Genomic DNA, 18,367 nt, shown 5'->3' with positions numbered 1-18,367 from the left:
GCGCGCGGTCTGCTCCGCAGACACGACGCGCCGCCACTACGTGGCGGGAAGACGGCAACGCTCCGCGTTGCCCACTGGCCGGCTCCGCCGTCCGGAGCGGCCAACTCCGTTGTCCGCGGCCTGAATTGCTCCGCAATTCAGGCGACAGAAATTCGCTCCGCGAATTTCTGGTGGTTGCCTAGCTGCCACCCTAGCCTCCGTCCCACAAACAACAACTAGACAACCAACTCCGGTACTAACAAAGGAAGCTGACGGACCATCACTGATTGCTGACACAACGTAAGATAACAACCTGTCAGATATAGCCCGTACTCCAAACCACTAATCCCCCACCAGCTTCCTGAACCAGTCAACAGCTACTGAAGCCCGGCAAATTGATACCGCAGACAGCAACAAACCAAGAACCAACGCCGATCCGACACGCGACCTTGCGCCTCTTAAGGAAAGAGGGCACTCGGGAGAAAGTGCGTCTGACCTGGGGTTCTGCGAGACCCTATGTGTCGGGGCTGGCACATAGGACTCCAAAAATGTGTCAGTGGTGCCACCTCGGCACTCATATGTGCCAAGTAGGCCTGTACAAAACGCTGTTCGTGCAGGTCGAGTCAGGTCCGCGTAGATCAGGGTGAGTTCGACGTGTCGGTGTCGACACAGAAGCACCATGCCAGCATGTACAAAAGCGCAAACTGGAGTTGGCGAACTGCTAGCGTCTGCGGTGACCACAGTGATCGAGGACAGGACCGTCGATGGCCCGTCAGCCCAAGCGCCCTGTGTCCGGCCGGAGTTCCCGCCGAATCACCGCCGTCCCTCCCGACGGCGACAGCGCCTTCCGCGAGACCCTGTCGTCACGGTTCGGGCAGGACATCAAGCCCCCGACACGCAACCGGCCCGTTCAGAAGATGGACGTGAGCGTGCGGTACACCTACCGAGCGCCCCACGAAATGTACGGCCGCTCCGGCTACAGCGTGGTCTCCAATGACTTCCTCGCCGACGTCCTGGCGGTACTGATCGCTCAGCACGGCATGTCACCGATCCAGTCCGCCGTCTTACTGTGGTGCATTGGCCGACAGCGCGAGGGGTGGGTGCGCTCCACTCACATGAAGATCGCAGAGAAGCTCAACGTGGAAAGATCAAACGTCACTCGTGCGATCGGCAGACTGGAGGAGTGGCACATGATCCAGCGCGTCGATACCGGTCTGATCTTCGTGAACCCAATGCTCGGCTTCGAGGGCAATGGCGACCGCCAACAGGAAATCCTGAACGCACTGCGCAACGGAGACGGCCACCTTCCCCAGGACGCGTTCCCGGCGCTGAACGCGCCGAGGCCGCCACGTAACGTGCGAGTGGAGCTTCGGGACGAAGACGGAGACACCGAAGGTACAAACGAGGAGGGCAGGGCATGCTGATCCAGGCAAGTGCCGGCTTCGGAATGCTGTACCGGCTGAACCTCACGAAAGCCGCCCAGGACCTCTTGAGCGTTCTCGTCGAGCGCCAGCGGCCTGGGGGCGAGGTCATCGCCTCTCAGGCCGAACTAGGGGCCCTCGTGGGTCTGTCCCGCAACTCCGCGAACACCGCGATGGCACTACTGGAGAACCGGAATATCGTCCTGCGGCCCAAAGACCGTTCAGGACGCCGCAAGTACCGCACGTACTACCTGCATCCCTACATCGCCTCGTACGCAACGCAGGAGCAGCTCGAAGACGCAATCCAGGATGCCTCCGAACGCATCGTGGACGGCGAACTTCCCGAGATCACCGCCCCGTTGTACGAGACCGCACCCCCCAAACACCAGCCTCAGCCCCTCCGGTCCGTCCCCGCCGCCGGATAGTTCAGAGAGGGCCAGCCGTCCACGTGCCCTACGGCAAGGTCCCGTTGCGAAGGTAGCGGGAACGTCCGTCCACGGCAGCAGCCAGCGCAGCCATGAAGCGAGGGCGCAGTCGGTCGCTGAGTCTGCTCGGGCCGCCTTCTCAGTGGCAATCTTGTGGATGTTGGCGAAGACGTCGGGAGCCGCCTCGAAGTCTTCGTCTGTGAGATCAAGGCCGATCAGGCGGCGCACAACCTCACGATCCACAGCCAGCCGCTCAAGCATCACGCCGCGAACCCGATGCTCGACACGTACTCGTACTCACCCCACTGCGAGCCGAGGTCCACCACCGCGTCGTTGATCCAGGCCTCGTCCAGAGCTCGCATGTCACCCGCCGCCCACGCCCGCACGATCCGGGCCCAGTTGCGTACGTTCAACGAGCGGTAGTCGATGACCCGTTGGCGCGGGCGCGGCACCTGGGACTGGTTCAGTGGGTGGAACTCCACCCTGGTGCCGCGGCCGTCGCGGTTGAGGCGGGCCAGCAGGTACCGGGCGACGTTCGCGCGGCGTACCGCGCGGTACGCCGCCTCGATGCGCTCCAGGTTCTTCTTCGACGGGGAACGCTTGCCTTCCAGCCAAGCCTTCAGCGTGCGGTCCGTCACCGTCAGGCCTGCCTCGCGTGGTCTGTGCGGGTCAGGTAGTGCAGGCGCGCCATCAGGCCCCGGCGTTGGGTGACCGGTGTCGCGATGAAGTCCGCGAGGCGGTCGAGTTGGCGAGCCACCGCCTCGAAACCCTTGATGCCCTGCGCGCCGAACTTGCCGAACTCCTTGTTCCGTTCCGGCATTTGCCCGCCCTCCGCACCGTGTTCCTGTCACCGCCGTCAGCTCTGACAACGGCACAGGCCTTGGGGAGGAAACGCACCTCCGCGCAATTCGCACACGCGCACCCATGCCTGCACTGAAGCTTCAAGTCATTGGCTATAGCTGGAAGTTGATAACCTTGACCAGCTACGCTCCCGCAACTGCAGGCCCTATGGGCATAGGTTGACCCCGGCGGCGCTGCCAACACCCCGGGGCCCGACACCGAAGAGACACCCTGCCGACAAGAACCCCGGTATCGGCCGACGCGGCATCTCAAGGCCGTAATACAAGGCGCGGCAGGGGACATGCTGACCGACACGAAGCACCCACCACCGGTAAACCGCGACGGGTCAGGGACCTTCGCTGAACCAGGTGTCGGCGTGTCTCAGCAGCGCGAGCACAGCTGGGTGGGGCGTGGGGCGGTGTACGGCGTAGACAGGGATTGCGTCTTTGGCACCGTCGTCGGTCAGGGGGACGACGCGGATACCCGGGAAGGACAGTTCGGCGGTGTGTTCGGAGACTATGGCAACGCACAGGCCGGAAGTGACGTAGCCGAGCAACCCGGAGAGGTCCTCGGCCCGGGCCCGGACCTGGGGTGGGTAGCCCGCCTGACGGAACATCAGCATGCAGGCACGGGCCAAGTCGGGCACGGACCGCTCGCTGAGAAGCACCCACGAGTCCTGCTGGAGGTCGGACAGCGCGAGCTCTGCCGCGCCCGCGAGCGGATGCGCCTCGGGCAGGGCAACGGCGAACCGTTCCCAGCTGATCTCGGATATCTCCATGTCCTCGCTGCGCGGCGGCAGAGAGCGGATGAAGGCGAGGTCGAGTGAGCCCAGCCGCAGGGCCTCGACCAGGGCCATGGAGGAGGCCTGTGTCAACTGCGCTCTGAGGTCCGGTAGTTGACGTGCCAGAGCGGACAGCAATCGTGGCACGTGCCAGTGCCCGAAGCTGGGGACGTAGCCGACGCGGATCTCGCCCGCGTCCCCCGAGGCGATCTGGCGGGCGCGGGCGAGTGCGGATTCCTGGGCGTCCAGCAGGCTCCGCGCATCGGCGGCGAAGGCCGCACCCGCCGGGGTGAGTTCGACGCTGCGGCTGCCCCGGTCGAGCAGCCGCACACCGACGATCCGTTCCAGGCGCTGGATGGCCTGACTGAGCGAAGGCTGACTCATCGTCAGCTGTTCGGCCGCCCGCCCGTAGTGCTTCTCGTCGGCCAGTGCTATGAACTGCTCAAGCAGGCGCGGGGTGAGGTCCATACCGAGATCATATAGAGCGTCATTTGGAGCCGGTGAGTGCAGGCCAGAGCTGTTCGGGCCGCTGCGCTAGCGCCGCGCGGCCGAGGCGGGCGGACCAGTACGCCTCATCTCCGTCCTCGTCGCGCCAGGACCACAACCGGGTGGTGGCGAAGTGGAGTTCGCTCAGCTCGGTGAAGCCGATCGCGCCGTGCAGTTGGTGGGCGATCCGGGCGATCTCGGCGACCGAGGCCGAGGCCTGGGCCTTGGCGGCGGCGACCTCGAACGCGGCTTCGGCGCCGAGTCGTTCGAGGGCCTCACCGGCCGCCTCGACGGCCGCGCCGACCAGGGCGGACTCCTCGATCAGCCGGGCCTCCTCCTGCTTCACTGCCTGGAAGTGGCCCAGCGGGCGGCCGAACTGGATCCGCGTCGCGGTGTGGGCCACCGTCAGCTGCACGCAGCGTTCGGCCGCCCCGGCGATCAGCGCGGCCCGGCACAGCGCGGCCCGCAGCTCGGACTCGGCGAGCAGTTGGGGGGTGAGGGGCCGGACGAGCTCGGCGGGGACCTGGTAGTCGGACAAGTGCAGGGTGTCGCGCGGCTCGCCGGCCAGGTTGGCCCCGGTCTCGACGCTGGTACGGGTGGGGTCGACGGGGAACAGTACGGGCCCGCCCGGCCCCTGGGCCGCGACCAGCACGGTGGCTCCGCGTGCCCCAGGCACGCGGGGCAGGGTGCCGGAGACGCGCAGGGCAGTGTCATCGCCCATGGTTCCGGCCGGTCCGACGTGGAAGACGGCGGGGTGGGCCCAGCGGATGACCAGGCTGGTGGCCAGGCAGTACGTCAGGGGTCCTGCGGGCAGGGCGAGTTCGGCGTGCTCGGCCAGCGGCCGGGCGACAAAGTTGTCCTCGGCCAGCGGTCCGGACCCGGCTGCGGATTCCGTCCCGGCGGTGCGCCCAGCGGTACGGACGGTGGCAAGCTGCTGCGGGATGCTCATGACTGCTGCTCCTTGTGCTCGACGTGCTCGACGTGTTCGACGGCGCGGGTGATGATGCCGCGCAGGATTTCGTTGGTGCCGCCGCGCAGGGTGTAGGCGGGGGTGTGCAGCAGCGCCAGGGCCAGGAGTTCGGGGTAGGTGCCGGGGGTGGCCTCGGCGTCGGGGGCGACCGGCAGGATCCGGCGGACCTCGTGGACCAGTTCGCCCTCGAGCCGGGTGCCGAGGTCCTTGACCAGGGCGGCCTGCACGTCGGCCGGGCGGCCCTCGTCCAGCGCGGCGGCCACGCCCAGCGACAGCTGCCGCACCGCGTACAGCCGTGCGATCAATGCGCCCAGGCGGGCCTGCTGGTCGGCGGTGGCCGGCTTGTCGGACAGCTCGCGCACCAGCGCGACCAGCAGCGGGAAGGTGCTCAGGTACCGCTCGGGGCCGCTGCGTTCGAAGGCGAGCTCGCCGGTGACCTGTGCCCAGCCGTCGCCCTCGTTGCCGAGCAGCATGCCGTCGGGGACCTCGACACCGTCCAGGTGGAAGTAGTTGAAGGTGTGCTCGCCGGTCAGCAGGTGGATCGGCTCCACCCGCACCCCGGGGGCGCGCAGGTCCACGATGAACTGGCTGAGCCCTTGGTGGCGGTCCTCGTGCTCGCTGGTGCGGGCCAGCACGATCGCGTAGTCGTTGCAGTGTGCGCCGCCGGTCCACTTCTTGGTGCCGGTCAGCCGCCAGCCGCCTTCGACCCGTTCGGCGCGGGTCTGCACGCCTGCCAGGTCGGATCCGGCCTGCTCCTCGCTCATGCCGATGGAGAAGAAGCAGCGCCCTTCGGCGATCGCGGGCAGGAAGCGCTTCTTCTGTTCCTCGCTGCCGTGGTTGAGGATCGAGGGCGCGGCCTGCCGGTCGGCGACCCAGTGCGCGGAGACGGGGGCACCGGCGGCGAGCAACTCCTCGATCACCACCACCCGGGCGAGGAAGCCCAGGCCACCGCCGCCGTATTCCTTGGGCAGGGCCATGCCGACCCAGCCCCGCTCGGCGAGCCGGCGGCTGAACTCCGGGAGCCAGCCGGTGAGCCAGGAGTCGGGGCGGCCAAGGACGGTGCCGCGGGCGCGCTCCTCGGCCAGGAACCGGCGTACCTCCCGGCGCAGTTCGAGGGTTTGGGCGGACTGCAGTGCGGTCATGTCCTTCTCCTTGTCAGACAGCGTGCGCGGGGCGCAGCAGGTTCGGGTCGAAGCCGGCCTCGCGCAGCACCTCGTCGGTGTGCTCGCCGACGGCCGGGCAGGGCCGCAGCGGCGGTTCGGGGTCGGCGGAATAGCGCACCGGCCGGCCGATGGACCGGTAGGGGCCCTCGGTGGGGTGGACCACCTCGGTGAGCACCCCGCCCTCGCGGGCGTAGTCGGTGGTGGCGGCGGAGGCGATGGAGTGCACCGGGGCGGCGGGGATGCTGACGCGGTGGCAGAAGTCCTGCCAGCTGGCGGTGGTGTGCTGCCGGGCGAGCTCGTCCAGTACCGGGTAGAGCTCGTCGGCGTTGGCCGCGCGCAGGGCGCGGGTGGCGAACCGTGGGTCCTCGGCCAGGTCGGGCCGGCCCGCGAAGGTGGTGAAGTCGCGCCAGTTGCGGTCGCTGTGCGGCAGGATGCACATCCAGCCGTCGGCGGTGCGCTGGGCCCGGCGGGCACGGCTCATCGAGCGGGGCGCGCCGAAGGGTCCGTCCGGCTCGAGCACCGCCTGGCCGAGGTGCTCGACCAGGTTGAAGGCCATCATCACATCGGCCATCGGCACCTCGATGTGCTGGCCGCCGCCACCGTTCGCGCGGTGGTGCAGGGCGGCGAGCACCGACTGGGTGATCTGCAGGCCGCAGATCTTGTCGACCAGGAGTGTGGGCACGAAGTGCGGCTCCCCGCTGGCCTGCTGGTTGAGCCAGACAAGGCCGGAGACGGCCTGGATGATGTCGTCGTACGCGGCGAGGGTGCCGAGCTCGCTGTCGCTGCGGAAGCCCTGGGCGTTGACCTGGATCAACTCCGGGTTCGCGGTGGCCAGTTCCTCGGGGGTGAGCCGGAGCCGGGCGAGGGCCTGCGGGCGGATGTTGGTGAGGAACACGTCCGCCGTACGCAGCAGCGCGAGCAGTGCGTCGCGGCCGTGCGGGGCCTTCAGGTCGAGGGCGACACTGCGCTTGTTGCGGTTGAGGTTGAGGGCTGCACCGCCCATTCCGGTGTGGCGCAGCGGTGGGTAGCTGCGTGTCATGTCACCGGTGGGCGGCTCGACCTTGATGACGTCCGCGCCCAGGTCACCGAGCTGCTGGGCGGCGTAGGGCACCATGATCACGCTGCCGAGTTCGACGATGCGGACGCCGGCCAGCATTCCTTTGTTGGTCATCTCGCCTCCATTTCGGTTCGTTGCGGTGGAACCAGAAAAGCCCGCCGGACGGGGTCGCGTCCAATATCAATGAGCCGATGGATATGTGAGGCCGGGCGTATAGCGGCAGGTCGGCGGCGGTCGATAGGACGGGTCGTATCGGTGGTGGGCGTCCCGCGTATGGGCCTCCCTGGAACACCTGCCGCTAAATCTGTGCAGGTCAGCGCGGGTTCATAGGTGAGCGCCAATCAATGCCGGGCGCAATTCGTATGATGCGGGCTTTGGTTGGCCGTCGGCCGTTCACCCGGCCCGACGCCGTGTTATATGGCAGGGCCTATCACCGCTGCGTGCGGTCCATATTGGACGTAATTCGCTTCCTGGGGGTTTTCTTGGAGGCGCCGGAACTCCTCCAGATAGGAAGCCCGTTATGACCAGCACTCCCTATGACGCACTCGACGGCCTCTACCGTGAGCTCGGCATCAGCGCCGCGGACGCCGGCGGCAAGATCACCATCACCGGTGCCGACCCCGTCACCCCCTCCGTGCACCGGATCGGCGACGCGGCCGCGGCCGCCCTCGCGGCGCTCGGTACGGAGGTCGCCGCGCTGTGGCGGGAGCGCGGCGGGGACGGCCAGGACGTCACCGTCTCGGTCGAGTCGGCCGTGCACCAGCTGATGGCCGCCTTCCTGACCAGCGCCAACGGTGTACCGATCACCGAGCTCGCCGAGGACCCCAACCTGCTCGGCCACAGCGACTTCTACCGTGCCGCCGACGGCCGCTACATCTACGTCCTGCTGTCCTACCCGGCCCTGCGCGACCTCGCCTGCGAGGTACTGGACTGCCCGCCCAGCCGCGAGCGGCTCGCGGACGCCGTCGCGCACTGGGACGCGTTCGCGCTGGAGGAGGCGATCTGCTCGCGCGGCGGCACCGCCATCGCGGTGCGGACGCAGGCGGAGTGGCGCGAGCACCCGCAGGGGCGGCTGCTCGACGCGGGACCGCTGATCCACCTCGAGAAGCTGGGCGACAGTGCTCCCGAGCCCTTCCCCGCCGGAGCCGAACTCCCGCTCTCCGGTCTGCGCGTACTGGACAACACGCACGTCATCGCCGGTCCGATCGCCGCGCGGATGGCCGCCGAGCTGGGCGCGGACGTGCTGCACCTGTCCTCCCCCGGGCACCCCGACCCCAACGGCATGATCATCGAGACCGGCATCGGCAAGCGCGCCGCCTTCTGCGATCTGCTCGACCCCGACGCGGCCAGGGCGTTTGGCCGCGTGCTGGCCGACGCCGACGTCTATGTGAGCAACTACCTGAACCTGGACGCCAAGGGCTTCGGACCGCGGGCGCTGGCCGAGGCGCGCCCCGGGCTCGTGCTGCTGGACTTCCACGGCTGGGGCGGCACCGGACCCTGGTCCCGGCGCGGCGGATTCGACCAACTCGCCTGTGCCGCCAGCGGGTTCTCGGCCGAGGAGGGCTCCTTCGACGGACCACGGCTGCCGCCCACCTACCTGCTCAACGACTACCTGGCGGCGATCCTCGGCGCGGCCGGGGTGGTGGAGGCGCTGCGCCGCCGGGCGCGCGACGGCGGGACCTGGCGGGTGCACGTGGACCTGGCCAAGGTCTCGATGTGGGTGCAGGACCTCGGGCTGCTGCCGCGCGAGCAGGTCCGTGAACTGCCCGCCCCCGACCCCACCGACGCCGCCGGACAACTGGCCACCGTCGAGGGCCCGTTCGGCCACGTCCGCTACCTGCCGACCCGGATCGCGTACTCGACCCTGCGCCCCCGCCTGACCCGCTCCGCCGAGCCGCTCGGCGCCTCCCCCCTGGCCTGGTGACCGCGATGCGTGCCGAGGACGTCCCCCAGCTGATCACCACCCCGGTGGGCTCCCCCGCCTACCCGCTGCCGCCGTACCGTTTCACCGACCGCGAGTACCTGACCATCACCTACCGCACCGACCCGGCCGCGCTGCGCCGGCTGGTGCCCGAGCCGCTCACCGTGCCCGAGCCACTGGTCCGCTTCGAGGTCATCCGGATGCCGGACGTCACCGGTCTCGGCAGCTACAGCGAGTCCGGCCAGCTGGTCCCGGTCGAACTCGACGGCGAGCAGGGCGAGTTCAGTCTGGCGATGTACGTGGACAGCGCACCGGCCATCGCCTCGGGGCGCGAACTGAGCGCGTACCCGAAGAAGGCGGGATCGCCCCGCCTGTACGTCGACGGCGACACCCTGGTCGGCACCCTCGACCACGGCTCGCTGCGGGTGGCAACCGCGACGATGGGCTACAAGCACCAGCCGCTCGACCTTTCCCAGGCCCGCGCGGAACTCGCCGCGCCCACCTACCTCCTGGGTATGGACCGCGGATACGACGGCGCTCCCCTGCGCTGCGAGCTCGTCCGCACCCGCATCACCGATCTCACCGTCAAGGGCGCCTGGTCCGGGCCCGCGCGGCTCCAGCTCTTCGAGCACGCGCTCGCACCGCTGGCCGATCTGCCCGTACGCGAGGTCGTGTGCGCCACCCATGTGCTGGCCGACCTCACTCTCTCCCCCGCCGCACCCGTGCACGACTACCTCGAGAAGGTGCCTTCCGCATGAGCCCCCTGCGCGCAACCGTCGTCGGCGCCGGCCTGATCGGCGCCTCCTGGACCGCCCTGTTCCTGGCAGGCGGCCTGGAGGTCACCGTCTGCGACCCGCGCCCCGACCTGGACGCCTACCTGGACACCGAACTCGCCGCCTGTGAACCGGCCCTGCGCGAACTCGGCTTCGACACCGCGCAGCTGACCGCGCGCCTGCGCCTGGAGCCCGACCTGGCTCTCGCTGTCGCGCAGGCCGATGTCGTACAGGAGAACGGCCCGGAGCGGCTGCCGCTCAAGCAGGAGCTGTGGCAGCGCATCGAGCAGTACGCCCCGGCGAACGCGCTGCTGGCCACCTCGACCTCCGGCATTCCGGCCACCGCCATCGCAGGCGCCCTGCGCAGCCCCGAGCGGCTGGTGGTGGGGCATCCCTTCAACCCTCCGCATCTGATCCCACTGGTCGAGATCGTCCCCGGCGCGCTCACCTCGGCCGAAACCGTCGAGCGGGCACGGCAGTTCTACGCCTCGCTCGGCAAGCAGCCCCAGGTGCTGCGCAAGGAGGTCCCCGGGTTCGTCGCCAACCGACTGCAGTCCGCGCTGTTCCGCGAGGCCGTGCACCTGGTGGCCACCGGTGTGGTCACCGAGCAGGAGCTGGACTCCGTCGTCACCTCCTCGATCGGCCTGCGCTGGGCGGTGGACGGGCCCTTCCGCTCCTTCCACCTGGGCGGCGGCCAGGGCGGACTGCCCGACTTTCTGGCCCACCTCGGACCCCAGATGGAAGCCGCCTGGCCGGCCCTGGGCACTCCCTCCTTCGACGAGCCCACGCTCGCCCTGCTCATCGCCCAGGCCAAGGAGTTCCTGGCCGAGGGCAGCGTCACCGAACTGGCCGCCGAACGCGACCACCGCCAGATCGCGCTGATGCGCGCGCTCGACGAGAACCGCCCCCTCCCCCGCAGCTGACCCCCGATCCCGGCAAGCACCCTGGAGACGCCATGTCCCTGTCCGACAGCATCGCCAAGGCGGTCGCGAACCCCGCGACCGACGACGCCTTCGACATCCACACCGCGCTCGACGAGATACTCGCCACCATCGGACTGAACCGCGCCGACACCGGCGGCACCTTCACCTTCCGCGGCGCCGACCCGATCGTGCCCAGCACCCTGCGGCTCGGCGCCGCCACCTCGCTCGCCCTCTCCGCCAAGTCCGCCGCGATCGCCGCCCTGTGGCGGCAGCGCGGCGGGCCCGGCCAGGACATCTCGATGGACCTGCGGGTCGCCCCGCACCGGCTGTGCCCCTTCTACGACCAGAAGTGGGAACTGCTGGGCGGCTACCCGGGCGGCGCACCGTCCGTCCCCACCATGGCCTTCGTCAACGGCTTCTACCGCACCGCCGACGACCGCTGGGTGATGCCGCTCAACCCCTACCCCAACCTGCGCATCGCCGCCGAACGCCTGCTCGGCGTCCCCGAGGACCCCGATGCGGTCGCCGCGGCGATCGGCACATGGCGGGCCGCCGAGCTGGAGGAGGCGGCCGAGCGGGCCGGGGTGGTGCTGCCCATGGTCCGAACGCCCCAGGAGTTCCTGAAGGAGCGGCAGTTCACCGAGGTCCTCTCCGGCATGCCGCTGGTGGAGATCACCAGGATCGGTGACAGCGACCCAGAGCCGCTGCCCACCGTGGGCGCGGGCGCGACCGCCCCGCTGGACGGCGTACGGGCGCTGGGCATGGGCCACATCATCGCGGGCGCGGGGGCCGGCCGGGCCCTGGCCCTGCACGGCGCGGACGTACTGAACCTGTGGCGTCCGAACGAGCTGGAACACCCGGTGACGTACAACACGACCCAGGTGGGGGTGCGCTCGGCCACCGTGGAGCCGCGCACCGCAGAAGGTACGGCGGTGATACGCGAACTGCTGGCCGGGGCCGACGTGTTCTACGCCAACCGCCGCCCGGGCCTGCTCGCCTCGATGGGTCTGTCCGAGGACGAGGCCATCGCCGTGCGCCCCGGCCTGGTCCACGCCACCGTCTCGCTGCACGGCACCACAGGCCCCTGGGCGAGGCGGATCGGGTTCGACCAGACGGCCGGTTCGGTCGCGGGCCTGCTCCACCTGGAGGGCGACGGCGACCGTCCCGCACTCCCGCCGATCACCGTGGTCAACGACTATCTGGTGGCCTGGTTCCTGACCGCCGGGATCGTGGAGGCGCTGCGGCGGCGCGCGGTGGACGGTGGCTCCTACCGCGTCCATGTCTCGCTCACCCGCGTCGCGCTGTGGATCCTCTCGCTGGGCGTCTTCGACAAGGCGTACGCCACGGCCGTCGCCGGAACCGGCGACGACCACGCCTACCTGGACCCCGAGACCTTCACCGCCCGCACCCCGCTCGGCGACTACCAGGGCGTCACCGACCAGATCCGGATGTCCGAGACCCCGGGCGCGTACCGCCACGTACTGCTGCCGCGAGGCTCTTCCGGTCCCGCGTGGGAAACCCCTGCCCGCGCCTGAACACGGCTTCCTCAGGGCGAGACCGACCGGTGGCCGACCGTCGTCTCACCCCGAGGAGCCCGGCGGCACCGAGCTCCTTCTGGAGCCGCCCGCCACCCGGCCGCCAGGACGTACCGGGACGTGCTCGTCGCGGACGGCATTGCCCTGGCCCAGTTCGCCGTCGACGACGTGCGGGCGGTGCAGGAACAGGCAACTCCATGACGGAGAACGGTTCTTGTGTTAGGGGCTTGCCGGGAATCAACACGTTGGTTTGATCTTGGTTTTGTTGGGGTCGAGGAACCTCGCGACGTCTTCCGGCGTGCGGAAACGGGCTGTTGAGGCCGAGACGTGGACGTCATGGGCTTCAAGGAGGGGGCAGACGTCTTTCGCTGCGCGGCTGACGGTCATGGCGGTGGTGTTGAAGAGCTCGCCCAGGAGGTCCATGGTCGCGAGTTTTCGCAGGTGGAGCACGGTGACCAGGATTCGGTCGGCTGAGGTGAGCTCGGCTTTGGCACCCGCGCCGGGGGCCACCAGGCGCTCGTGGCCACGACGCGTGCGGAGCACTTGCTCGCGTTGGATCTCCATCGCTGGAGTTGACGAGTCGATGAACCCATCTCAACCTGCCGTCGCGGTCCGCCAGTTGGTCGGCTCTGTAACGTGGTGAAGGTCCTGGCAGACGGTGTCACGACCAAGATCCACCGTGCACCACCAGGAGCTTCACGTGCTCGTCCATCCGTCGGCGATCGATCTGTCGACCGCACACCTGCGGCATCTGGCATGCCAACTGGCCAAGCACCGCCGGGAGACCGGTACACGATGGCGGCGGCTGAGCGTCGGCCGTCAGGCCCTGCTCGTTCTGGCGCACCTGCGCTGCGGTGACACTTACGCCCAGCTCGCCGCCGGGTACCGCTACGTTCGCGAGGAAATCGAGGGGCCGGCCGACCTCGCACCGACGCTCGACGAGACGACGGCACCGGCGCGGAAGAAGGCGTATCCGATCCTGGACGGCACCGTTCTGCCGATCGACCGGATCGCCGCCGACCGTCCGTACTGCTCCGGTAAGAAGAAACTCCACGGCAGATACGTGCAGGTCCTGACCGGTCCCTTCGGCCGGCTGCTGTGGGCCTCACCCGCATTGCCCGGCGCGACCCACGATCTCACCGCAGCCCGAGAGCACGGGATCATCAACGCACTCGCCGCGGCCGGTCTTCCCACCTATGCCGACAAGGCGTACCAGGGCGCGGGCCGTCCCGTCCGCGTCCCTTTCCGAGGACGCCACCTCAAGCGGTGGCAGCGCCGACCCAACACTGTCCAGCGGGAGATGCACTGATCTGTGGTGGGCCGTTCCGCTCAAGCCTCTCGCCCTGCTGCGTTGTGCAGATGGTCGACCATCCAGAACTCCTCGACCCGTTCGCTGTCTCCCGTCATCGCCATGACCAGGGAGCTGAGGATGTCGGGGAGGCCGTCCGTGGTGGTGGGCAGGTGTGCCGCAACGCACTGCGCGAGGACACCGAAGACGATGGCCTGCCGATAGGCGAGGTGGGACGGGCGCTCCCACTCGGGTGCGAAGTCATCATCCTCGTCAGCCCGCAGTGCGTGGGACTGGGAGAGAGCCATCTCGTGGGCGACGGTGAGGTCGTCTCGCAGCCGCTCCCGCGCGGCGGCCAGGATCTCATCCGCCGCGAGGGCCGCAAGGGCCAAGGGGTGTGCGCGCAAATCGGCATGAGCCAGGGCCAGGTCCAGAGCGTGGCGCCGCATCTGTCCCACCAGCGCGGGCCCCAAGTCGGCCAGGTAGCTCACGAAGGGCTCCCTCTTGAGCAGCGGAGAGTCGATGAGCCCCTGCCCCAGCAGGTACTGCGGTACCGGCGTGATCGCCACGGCGCGGTGCGGGCCGCGGACCCAGGCGGAGTCGAACCGTGCGCCCGTCGCGCGCTCGACGGCCGCAAGGCCTTCGCCCCAGCCGGAGCCGACCCCGAAGGCAAGACCCTCCAGCAGAGGCTGCCAGGCCTCGGGGCGCGCTCCGAAGGCGTCCTCAGGCATGACCATGTCGAGCATGGACAAGACCAGTCCGTCCTCGGCCAGGCTCAGCTGGGACACCGCGTTGACGTTCCAGAAAGCGCTGGCGCTACGGCCGAGGCGGGAGAGCGGGCGCAGCACCTCCTCGCGGGCGCCCTGATAGTTGTTGTTCTCCACGACGACGACCGCCGGCCCCGACCGGGAGACCAGGATGAGGTCACCGTCGTAGTGCTCACGCAGTTCCTCCAGGTACATGGGGCTGGCCTGCCCAAGGTCACCGCCGAAGAGGCGGATCACCGCGTCCTCGTCGGCACCGCGCACCGCCGTGAACGTGGCCGCCTCCGCCAGCCCTAGGTCGGTGAGGAGGCCATCGAGGTGTTGGGGTGAAGTCATGCCCGGATTGTCACCGCCGCCACTGACAACGGGTGTCCGTCAACCGGGCCGGGACCCTGGAGGCCGAACGCATCGACGAGATCGATCCCGACTGGCGCCCGGCCTGGGACATCGCCTGGCAGCGTGCCCTGCGCCTCGTCCAGATCCACGTACAAGCCGGTGGGATCGTGCCGACGGCAGCGGGTGAACTGCCCGCCCAGCAGGAACTCCTGACCGGCGGGCTCCGGCTCTTGCCGGCCGCCGCCGACGAACGGCCCGTACGCCGCACGCAGGACCACGAATGGGAACTCAACCTCGCCGCCGCGAAGCAGTTCCACACCCGCGAAGGACACCTCAACGTGCCCCGCAAACACATCGAGCACCTGCCCGTCGTAGACGCCGGACCCGCGGCCACCGGACGCGAGACCACCCCCGAGGGCACCGTCCCCACTGCACGACTTTCGCGTCCCGCGCACGTCATGCATTACCACGTGCGCCGAAGTGCTTGACGAATTCCTGGGAAATCCATCTCGTTTTCCCGTTGGGCCATGTGCCGCAATTCTGCACCGCTTTCATGTAGAGGTGCCACTGGGACTGACGTCGCAGGTTGGCGCCGTTCTCCTGCCTGGAGGGTGATGTGAAATCGCCGCAAAGCAAGTAATCCGGATGGGTCGATTAATCGCTTCCCATTTCCCGTATATATCTGCTCGTCACTCTGGGGGAGACGAGGAAGAAGAGACCTTTGAGAAGACGGCTATCGAGACCGGGAGTACGCGGCCCCGCGCTGCTGGCAGCGGGGGTGCTGGTGATCGGCGCGCTGGGATCCGCCCCCGTCGCGGCGCAGGAGTCCGCGCAACCGGGCGACGGGAACGTCAGCGTCCGGGTGGTGCGTGAGGTCGATGCCGACGGCGCCTGGGACCAGGTGCTCGAACCGGGGCTGCCCGGCGTGCGGGTCACGCTCAGGGACGACGCGGGCCGGACGATCAGCGCGGTCACCGGCAGCGACGGGGTGGCCGTGTTCACCCCGTCCACCAGTGCGCTGACCGGGGGCAAGTACCGCATCGCCGTGAGCAATCCGGACCCGGACACGCTCACCCCGGCGATCGCGGGGCTGGGTTCGGGCGCCGACGTGGTGCGCAGCAACACCGGGTTCGTGGACGTCGGCGGCGGCACCGACGCCACGTACACCACCGGCTTCTGGGAACCGGACACGTACTGCCAGCAGAACCCGAAACTGGTCACCTGTGGTCTGGCCCGGGGCGACGCGACAAGCGAGAAGGGGCTGGTCTCCTTCGGCAGCGAGCTGGACACCACCCACCCGGGTGGACCGCTCGAGGACCTGACGGAGAACCAGGAGCAGGGCGCCGTCTTTGGCGTCGGCACCGACCGCGACGGCAACGTGTTCACCGGCACCTACGTCAAGCGGCACACCGAGTACGGCCCGGCCGGCCCGGTCAACGCCGTCTACCGCTACAACGCGACGAGCGACGCGGTCACCACCTTCACCACGCTGCCCGGCGCGCTCACCGCGCACGAGCCAGGACCCACGGACCCGCACTACATCTCGGACGACGCGGTGTACGGCCGCGTGGGCCGCGAGGGCCTCGGCGACGTGGACGTGTCCGGTGACGGCAAGACCCTGTACGCGGTCGACCTCAACGACTCCACCTTCTACACGGTGCCGATCAACGGCTCCGGGGACGGCGTCACCGCCGGCGCCCCCGTCGCCCACCCGATTCCGAAGCCGACGGCGAACTGCGCGGGCCAGTGGCATCCCTTCGGCATCGGGGTGCGCGGCAAGCGGGTCCTGGTGGGCGGCGTGTGCGGGGCCGAGAACACGGTCACCGCGAGCGCCCCGTACGGGGATCCGGCCCAACTGCGCGCCCACGTCCTCACGTTCACCGGATCCGGCTTCACCCCGCTGTTCGACACGGCGCTGAACTTCGAGCGCGGCTGCGTCTACCGCTTCCTCGGGTCTCCCGCCTCGGCGTACCGCTGCGACGACTCGACCACCGTCGGCGAGGTCATGAGCGCCGACTGGGAGGCCTGGAACGAGCGCGTGCCCGGTATGGAGTCGCACGGCTTCGTCAGCGCGCCGCAGCCGATGCTCTCCAACATCGAGATCGCCGACAACGGCGACCTGGTCCTCGGCTTCCGCGACCGCTTCGCCGACATGCAGGGCCAGGCCGCCGAGCAGTTCGGCGGGTCGACCTTCGTCAATGCCGTGGCCGCGGGTGACGTGTTGCGGGCCTGTGCCACCGGCGGCGGCTTCGCGCTGGAGTCGAACGGTACGTGCGGTGCGCTGACCGGGGCGGTGCCGGGCAACCGGCAGGGGCCCGGCGGCGGCGAGTTCTACGACGACGATGTCACCCTGTGGGACGCCAAGCACGAGCAGACCGGCCAAGGAGGAACCGTCCTCCAGCCCTACAGCGGCAAGCTGTGGGGCACGTCCTTCGACCCGTTCGACGGCAACGCCTACGAGCAGGGCGTGCGGCAGTGGGACTCCGAGAACGGGTCCCGCACCGGCAGCCTGTCCATCCACACCACCGACTTCTCCAACACCCGGTTCGGCAAGGGCAACGGCCTCGCCGACCTCGAAATGATCTGTGACAAGGCCCCCGTCCAGGTCGGCAACCGCACCTGGTTCGACACCGACAGGGACGGCATCCAGGACCCGGGCGAGCCGGACCTGCCCGGAGTGAAGGTGACGCTGACGCCGAAGGGTGGCGGCACCCCGATCACCGTCACGACCGATGCCAACGGCGAGTACTACGTGGGCACCGCGCAGGGGCTGCGGCCCGACACGGCGTACGACATGGTCTTCGACTACAGCGGCGTCGACACCTCCACGCTGCCCGGTTCGCCGGACCTGGAGGACCTGCGCTGGACCAAGCAGAAGGCCGGGTCCGACCGGACCATCGACTCGAACGTCGACGCCGACGGGAACACGAGCGTGTCCGTCGGTCCTGCGGGCTACGTCAACCACACCATCGACGCCGGTATCAACGCGCCGCGGGCGAAGCTGACGGTCGCCAAGACGGACAAGGTGACCCACAAGCCGCTGGCGGGCGCGGCGTTCGAGGTGTGGCGCGAGACCAACGGCCGGCCCGGTCTGCAGACGTCGGGCGCGACCCCGGACACCCGGGCGGGCGCCGCGTGCCGCACCGGGGCGAACGGCCGGTGCGTCTTCCAGGAGCTGTCCTTCGGGACGTACTACGTGAAGGAGACCGCGGTGCCCGCCGGCTATGTCCTGCCCCGGAGCACCGTCGTCGGCCCGTACACCCTCACGTCGGCCAACGCCGTGGCAGGCGACGGGAAGCTGGTCTCCCTGTCCAACGCGCCGGATCTGCGGCTGACGCTGCTGAAGAAGGACGGCAAGACGGGCAGGCCGCTGCCGGGCGCGGTGTTCGAGCTGTGGCGTGAGACCAACGGCAAACCGGGCTTGCAGACCTCCGGCTCCGCCAAGGACACCCGGCACGGCCCGGGGTGCGCCACCGACCGCCGCGGACGCTGCACCTTCCGCGGGCTGCCGCCGGGCACGTACTACCTGCGGGAGACGGCGACCCCGGAAGGGTATGTGGCGCCGCGCCGGCCGGTGTCCGGTCCGTACCGGCTCACGTCCGGCGGCGCTGCCACCGGTGACGGCAAGGTGGTGACGCTGACCAACAAGCGCGGCGAGCCGTGCAAGGGCAAGAAGTGCTAGGAGAGTCGGCGATACGGGTGCCC

General features: G+C 69.4%; 14 protein-coding genes and 3 pseudogenes. 10 read left to right on the top strand and 7 right to left on the bottom strand.

The window, feature by feature from the left end:
• Nucleotides 1-743: 743 nt before the first annotated feature.
• Both ACIBUY_RS39570 and ACIBUY_RS39565 read left to right on the top strand, forming a co-directional pair.
• Nucleotides 744-1,403, top strand: a complete 660-nt coding sequence (locus ACIBUY_RS39570) for a MarR family transcriptional regulator (protein WP_399155245.1) — start codon at nt 744-746, stop codon at nt 1,401-1,403.
• A complete protein-coding gene (locus tag ACIBUY_RS39565; RefSeq protein WP_399155244.1) occupies nt 1,397-1,825 on the top strand; it encodes a hypothetical protein in 429 nt (142 codons plus the stop codon). The genes ACIBUY_RS39570 and ACIBUY_RS39565 overlap by 7 nt, the downstream gene beginning before the upstream one ends.
• Before the next feature lie 260 nt (nt 1,826-2,085).
• Here ACIBUY_RS39565 and ACIBUY_RS39560 read toward each other — a convergent pair.
• The 5 genes and pseudogenes from ACIBUY_RS39560 to ACIBUY_RS39540 form a co-directional block, all read right to left on the bottom strand.
• A pseudogene (locus ACIBUY_RS39560) lies at nt 2,086-2,645 on the bottom strand (transcriptional regulator).
• Between the two features lie 366 nt (nt 2,646-3,011).
• Nucleotides 3,012-3,914 carry a LysR substrate-binding domain-containing protein gene (locus ACIBUY_RS39555; protein ID WP_399155243.1) on the bottom strand — a complete coding sequence of 301 codons (903 nt, stop codon included), beginning with the start codon at nt 3,912-3,914 and terminating at the stop codon, nt 3,012-3,014.
• A gap of 19 nt (nt 3,915-3,933) precedes the next feature.
• Nucleotides 3,934-4,881, bottom strand: coding sequence for an acyl-CoA dehydrogenase family protein (locus tag ACIBUY_RS39550; protein WP_399155242.1), 948 nt, complete (start codon nt 4,879-4,881; stop codon nt 3,934-3,936).
• Complete coding sequence (locus ACIBUY_RS39545) at nt 4,878-6,044, bottom strand: acyl-CoA dehydrogenase family protein (RefSeq protein WP_365573224.1); 1,167 nt, start codon at nt 6,042-6,044, stop codon at nt 4,878-4,880. Before ACIBUY_RS39545 ends, ACIBUY_RS39550 begins: the two co-directional genes overlap by 4 nt.
• Nucleotides 6,045-6,057: 13 nt before the next feature.
• A complete protein-coding gene (locus tag ACIBUY_RS39540) occupies nt 6,058-7,236 on the bottom strand; it encodes a CoA transferase (RefSeq protein ID WP_365573227.1) in 1,179 nt (392 codons plus the stop codon).
• 406 nt (nt 7,237-7,642) lie between these two features.
• Here ACIBUY_RS39540 and ACIBUY_RS39535 point away from each other — a divergent pair, with 406 nt between their 5' ends.
• From ACIBUY_RS39535 to ACIBUY_RS39515, 5 genes and pseudogenes are all read left to right on the top strand, one after another.
• Entirely contained in the window at nt 7,643-9,046 is a 1,404-nt protein-coding gene (locus ACIBUY_RS39535; RefSeq protein ID WP_399155241.1) for a CoA transferase, read from the top strand.
• 5 nt (nt 9,047-9,051) lie between these two features.
• Nucleotides 9,052-9,801 (top strand): acetoacetate decarboxylase, encoded by a 750-nt coding sequence (locus ACIBUY_RS39530; RefSeq protein WP_399155248.1) that lies wholly within the window; start codon nt 9,052-9,054, stop codon nt 9,799-9,801.
• Nucleotides 9,798-10,739 (top strand): 3-hydroxyacyl-CoA dehydrogenase NAD-binding domain-containing protein, encoded by a 942-nt coding sequence (locus ACIBUY_RS39525; RefSeq protein ID WP_399155240.1) that lies wholly within the window; start codon nt 9,798-9,800, stop codon nt 10,737-10,739. The genes ACIBUY_RS39530 and ACIBUY_RS39525 overlap by 4 nt, the downstream gene beginning before the upstream one ends.
• A 32-nt stretch (nt 10,740-10,771) precedes the next feature.
• Entirely contained in the window at nt 10,772-12,274 is a 1,503-nt protein-coding gene (locus ACIBUY_RS39520) for a CoA transferase (RefSeq protein WP_399155239.1), read from the top strand.
• Nucleotides 12,275-12,280: 6 nt separating this feature from the next.
• Nucleotides 12,281-12,463, top strand: a pseudogene (locus ACIBUY_RS39515) (VOC family protein); the annotation flags it as partial.
• A gap of 48 nt (nt 12,464-12,511) precedes the next feature.
• Here the strand turns inward: ACIBUY_RS39515 and ACIBUY_RS39510 are convergent.
• The gene (locus ACIBUY_RS39510; RefSeq protein WP_365573472.1) at nt 12,512-12,838 is read right to left on the bottom strand and encodes a hypothetical protein; all 327 of its coding nucleotides are present in this window, start codon (nt 12,836-12,838) and stop codon (nt 12,512-12,514) included.
• Nucleotides 12,839-12,974: 136 nt separating this feature from the next.
• On the opposite strand from ACIBUY_RS39510, the pseudogene ACIBUY_RS39505 reads away from it, so the two are divergent.
• Nucleotides 12,975-13,577, top strand: a pseudogene (locus ACIBUY_RS39505) (transposase family protein); the annotation flags it as partial.
• Nucleotides 13,578-13,603: 26 nt separating this feature from the next.
• Here ACIBUY_RS39505 and ACIBUY_RS39500 read toward each other — a convergent pair.
• On the bottom strand, nt 13,604-14,662 hold the full coding sequence (locus tag ACIBUY_RS39500) for a DUF6461 domain-containing protein (protein ID WP_399155238.1): 1,059 nt from the start codon (nt 14,660-14,662) through the stop codon (nt 13,604-13,606).
• Nucleotides 14,663-14,694: 32 nt separating this feature from the next.
• On the opposite strand from ACIBUY_RS39500, the gene ACIBUY_RS39495 reads away from it, so the two are divergent.
• Both ACIBUY_RS39495 and ACIBUY_RS39490 read left to right on the top strand, forming a co-directional pair.
• Nucleotides 14,695-15,150 (top strand): helicase associated domain-containing protein, encoded by a 456-nt coding sequence (locus tag ACIBUY_RS39495; protein WP_365573242.1) that lies wholly within the window; start codon nt 14,695-14,697, stop codon nt 15,148-15,150.
• 296 nt (nt 15,151-15,446) lie between these two features.
• The gene (locus ACIBUY_RS39490; RefSeq protein WP_399155237.1) at nt 15,447-18,344 is read left to right on the top strand and encodes a SpaA isopeptide-forming pilin-related protein; all 2,898 of its coding nucleotides are present in this window, start codon (nt 15,447-15,449) and stop codon (nt 18,342-18,344) included.
• Nucleotides 18,345-18,367 lie beyond the last annotated feature (23 nt).

The sequence above is a fragment of the Streptomyces sp. NPDC050085 genome, from assembly GCF_044460595.1.
In the GTDB taxonomy this organism is placed as follows: domain Bacteria; phylum Actinomycetota; class Actinomycetes; order Streptomycetales; family Streptomycetaceae; genus Streptomyces.
Note: the sequence above shows the minus strand (reverse complement) of the source record. Positions and strands in the feature narration are given on the sequence as shown.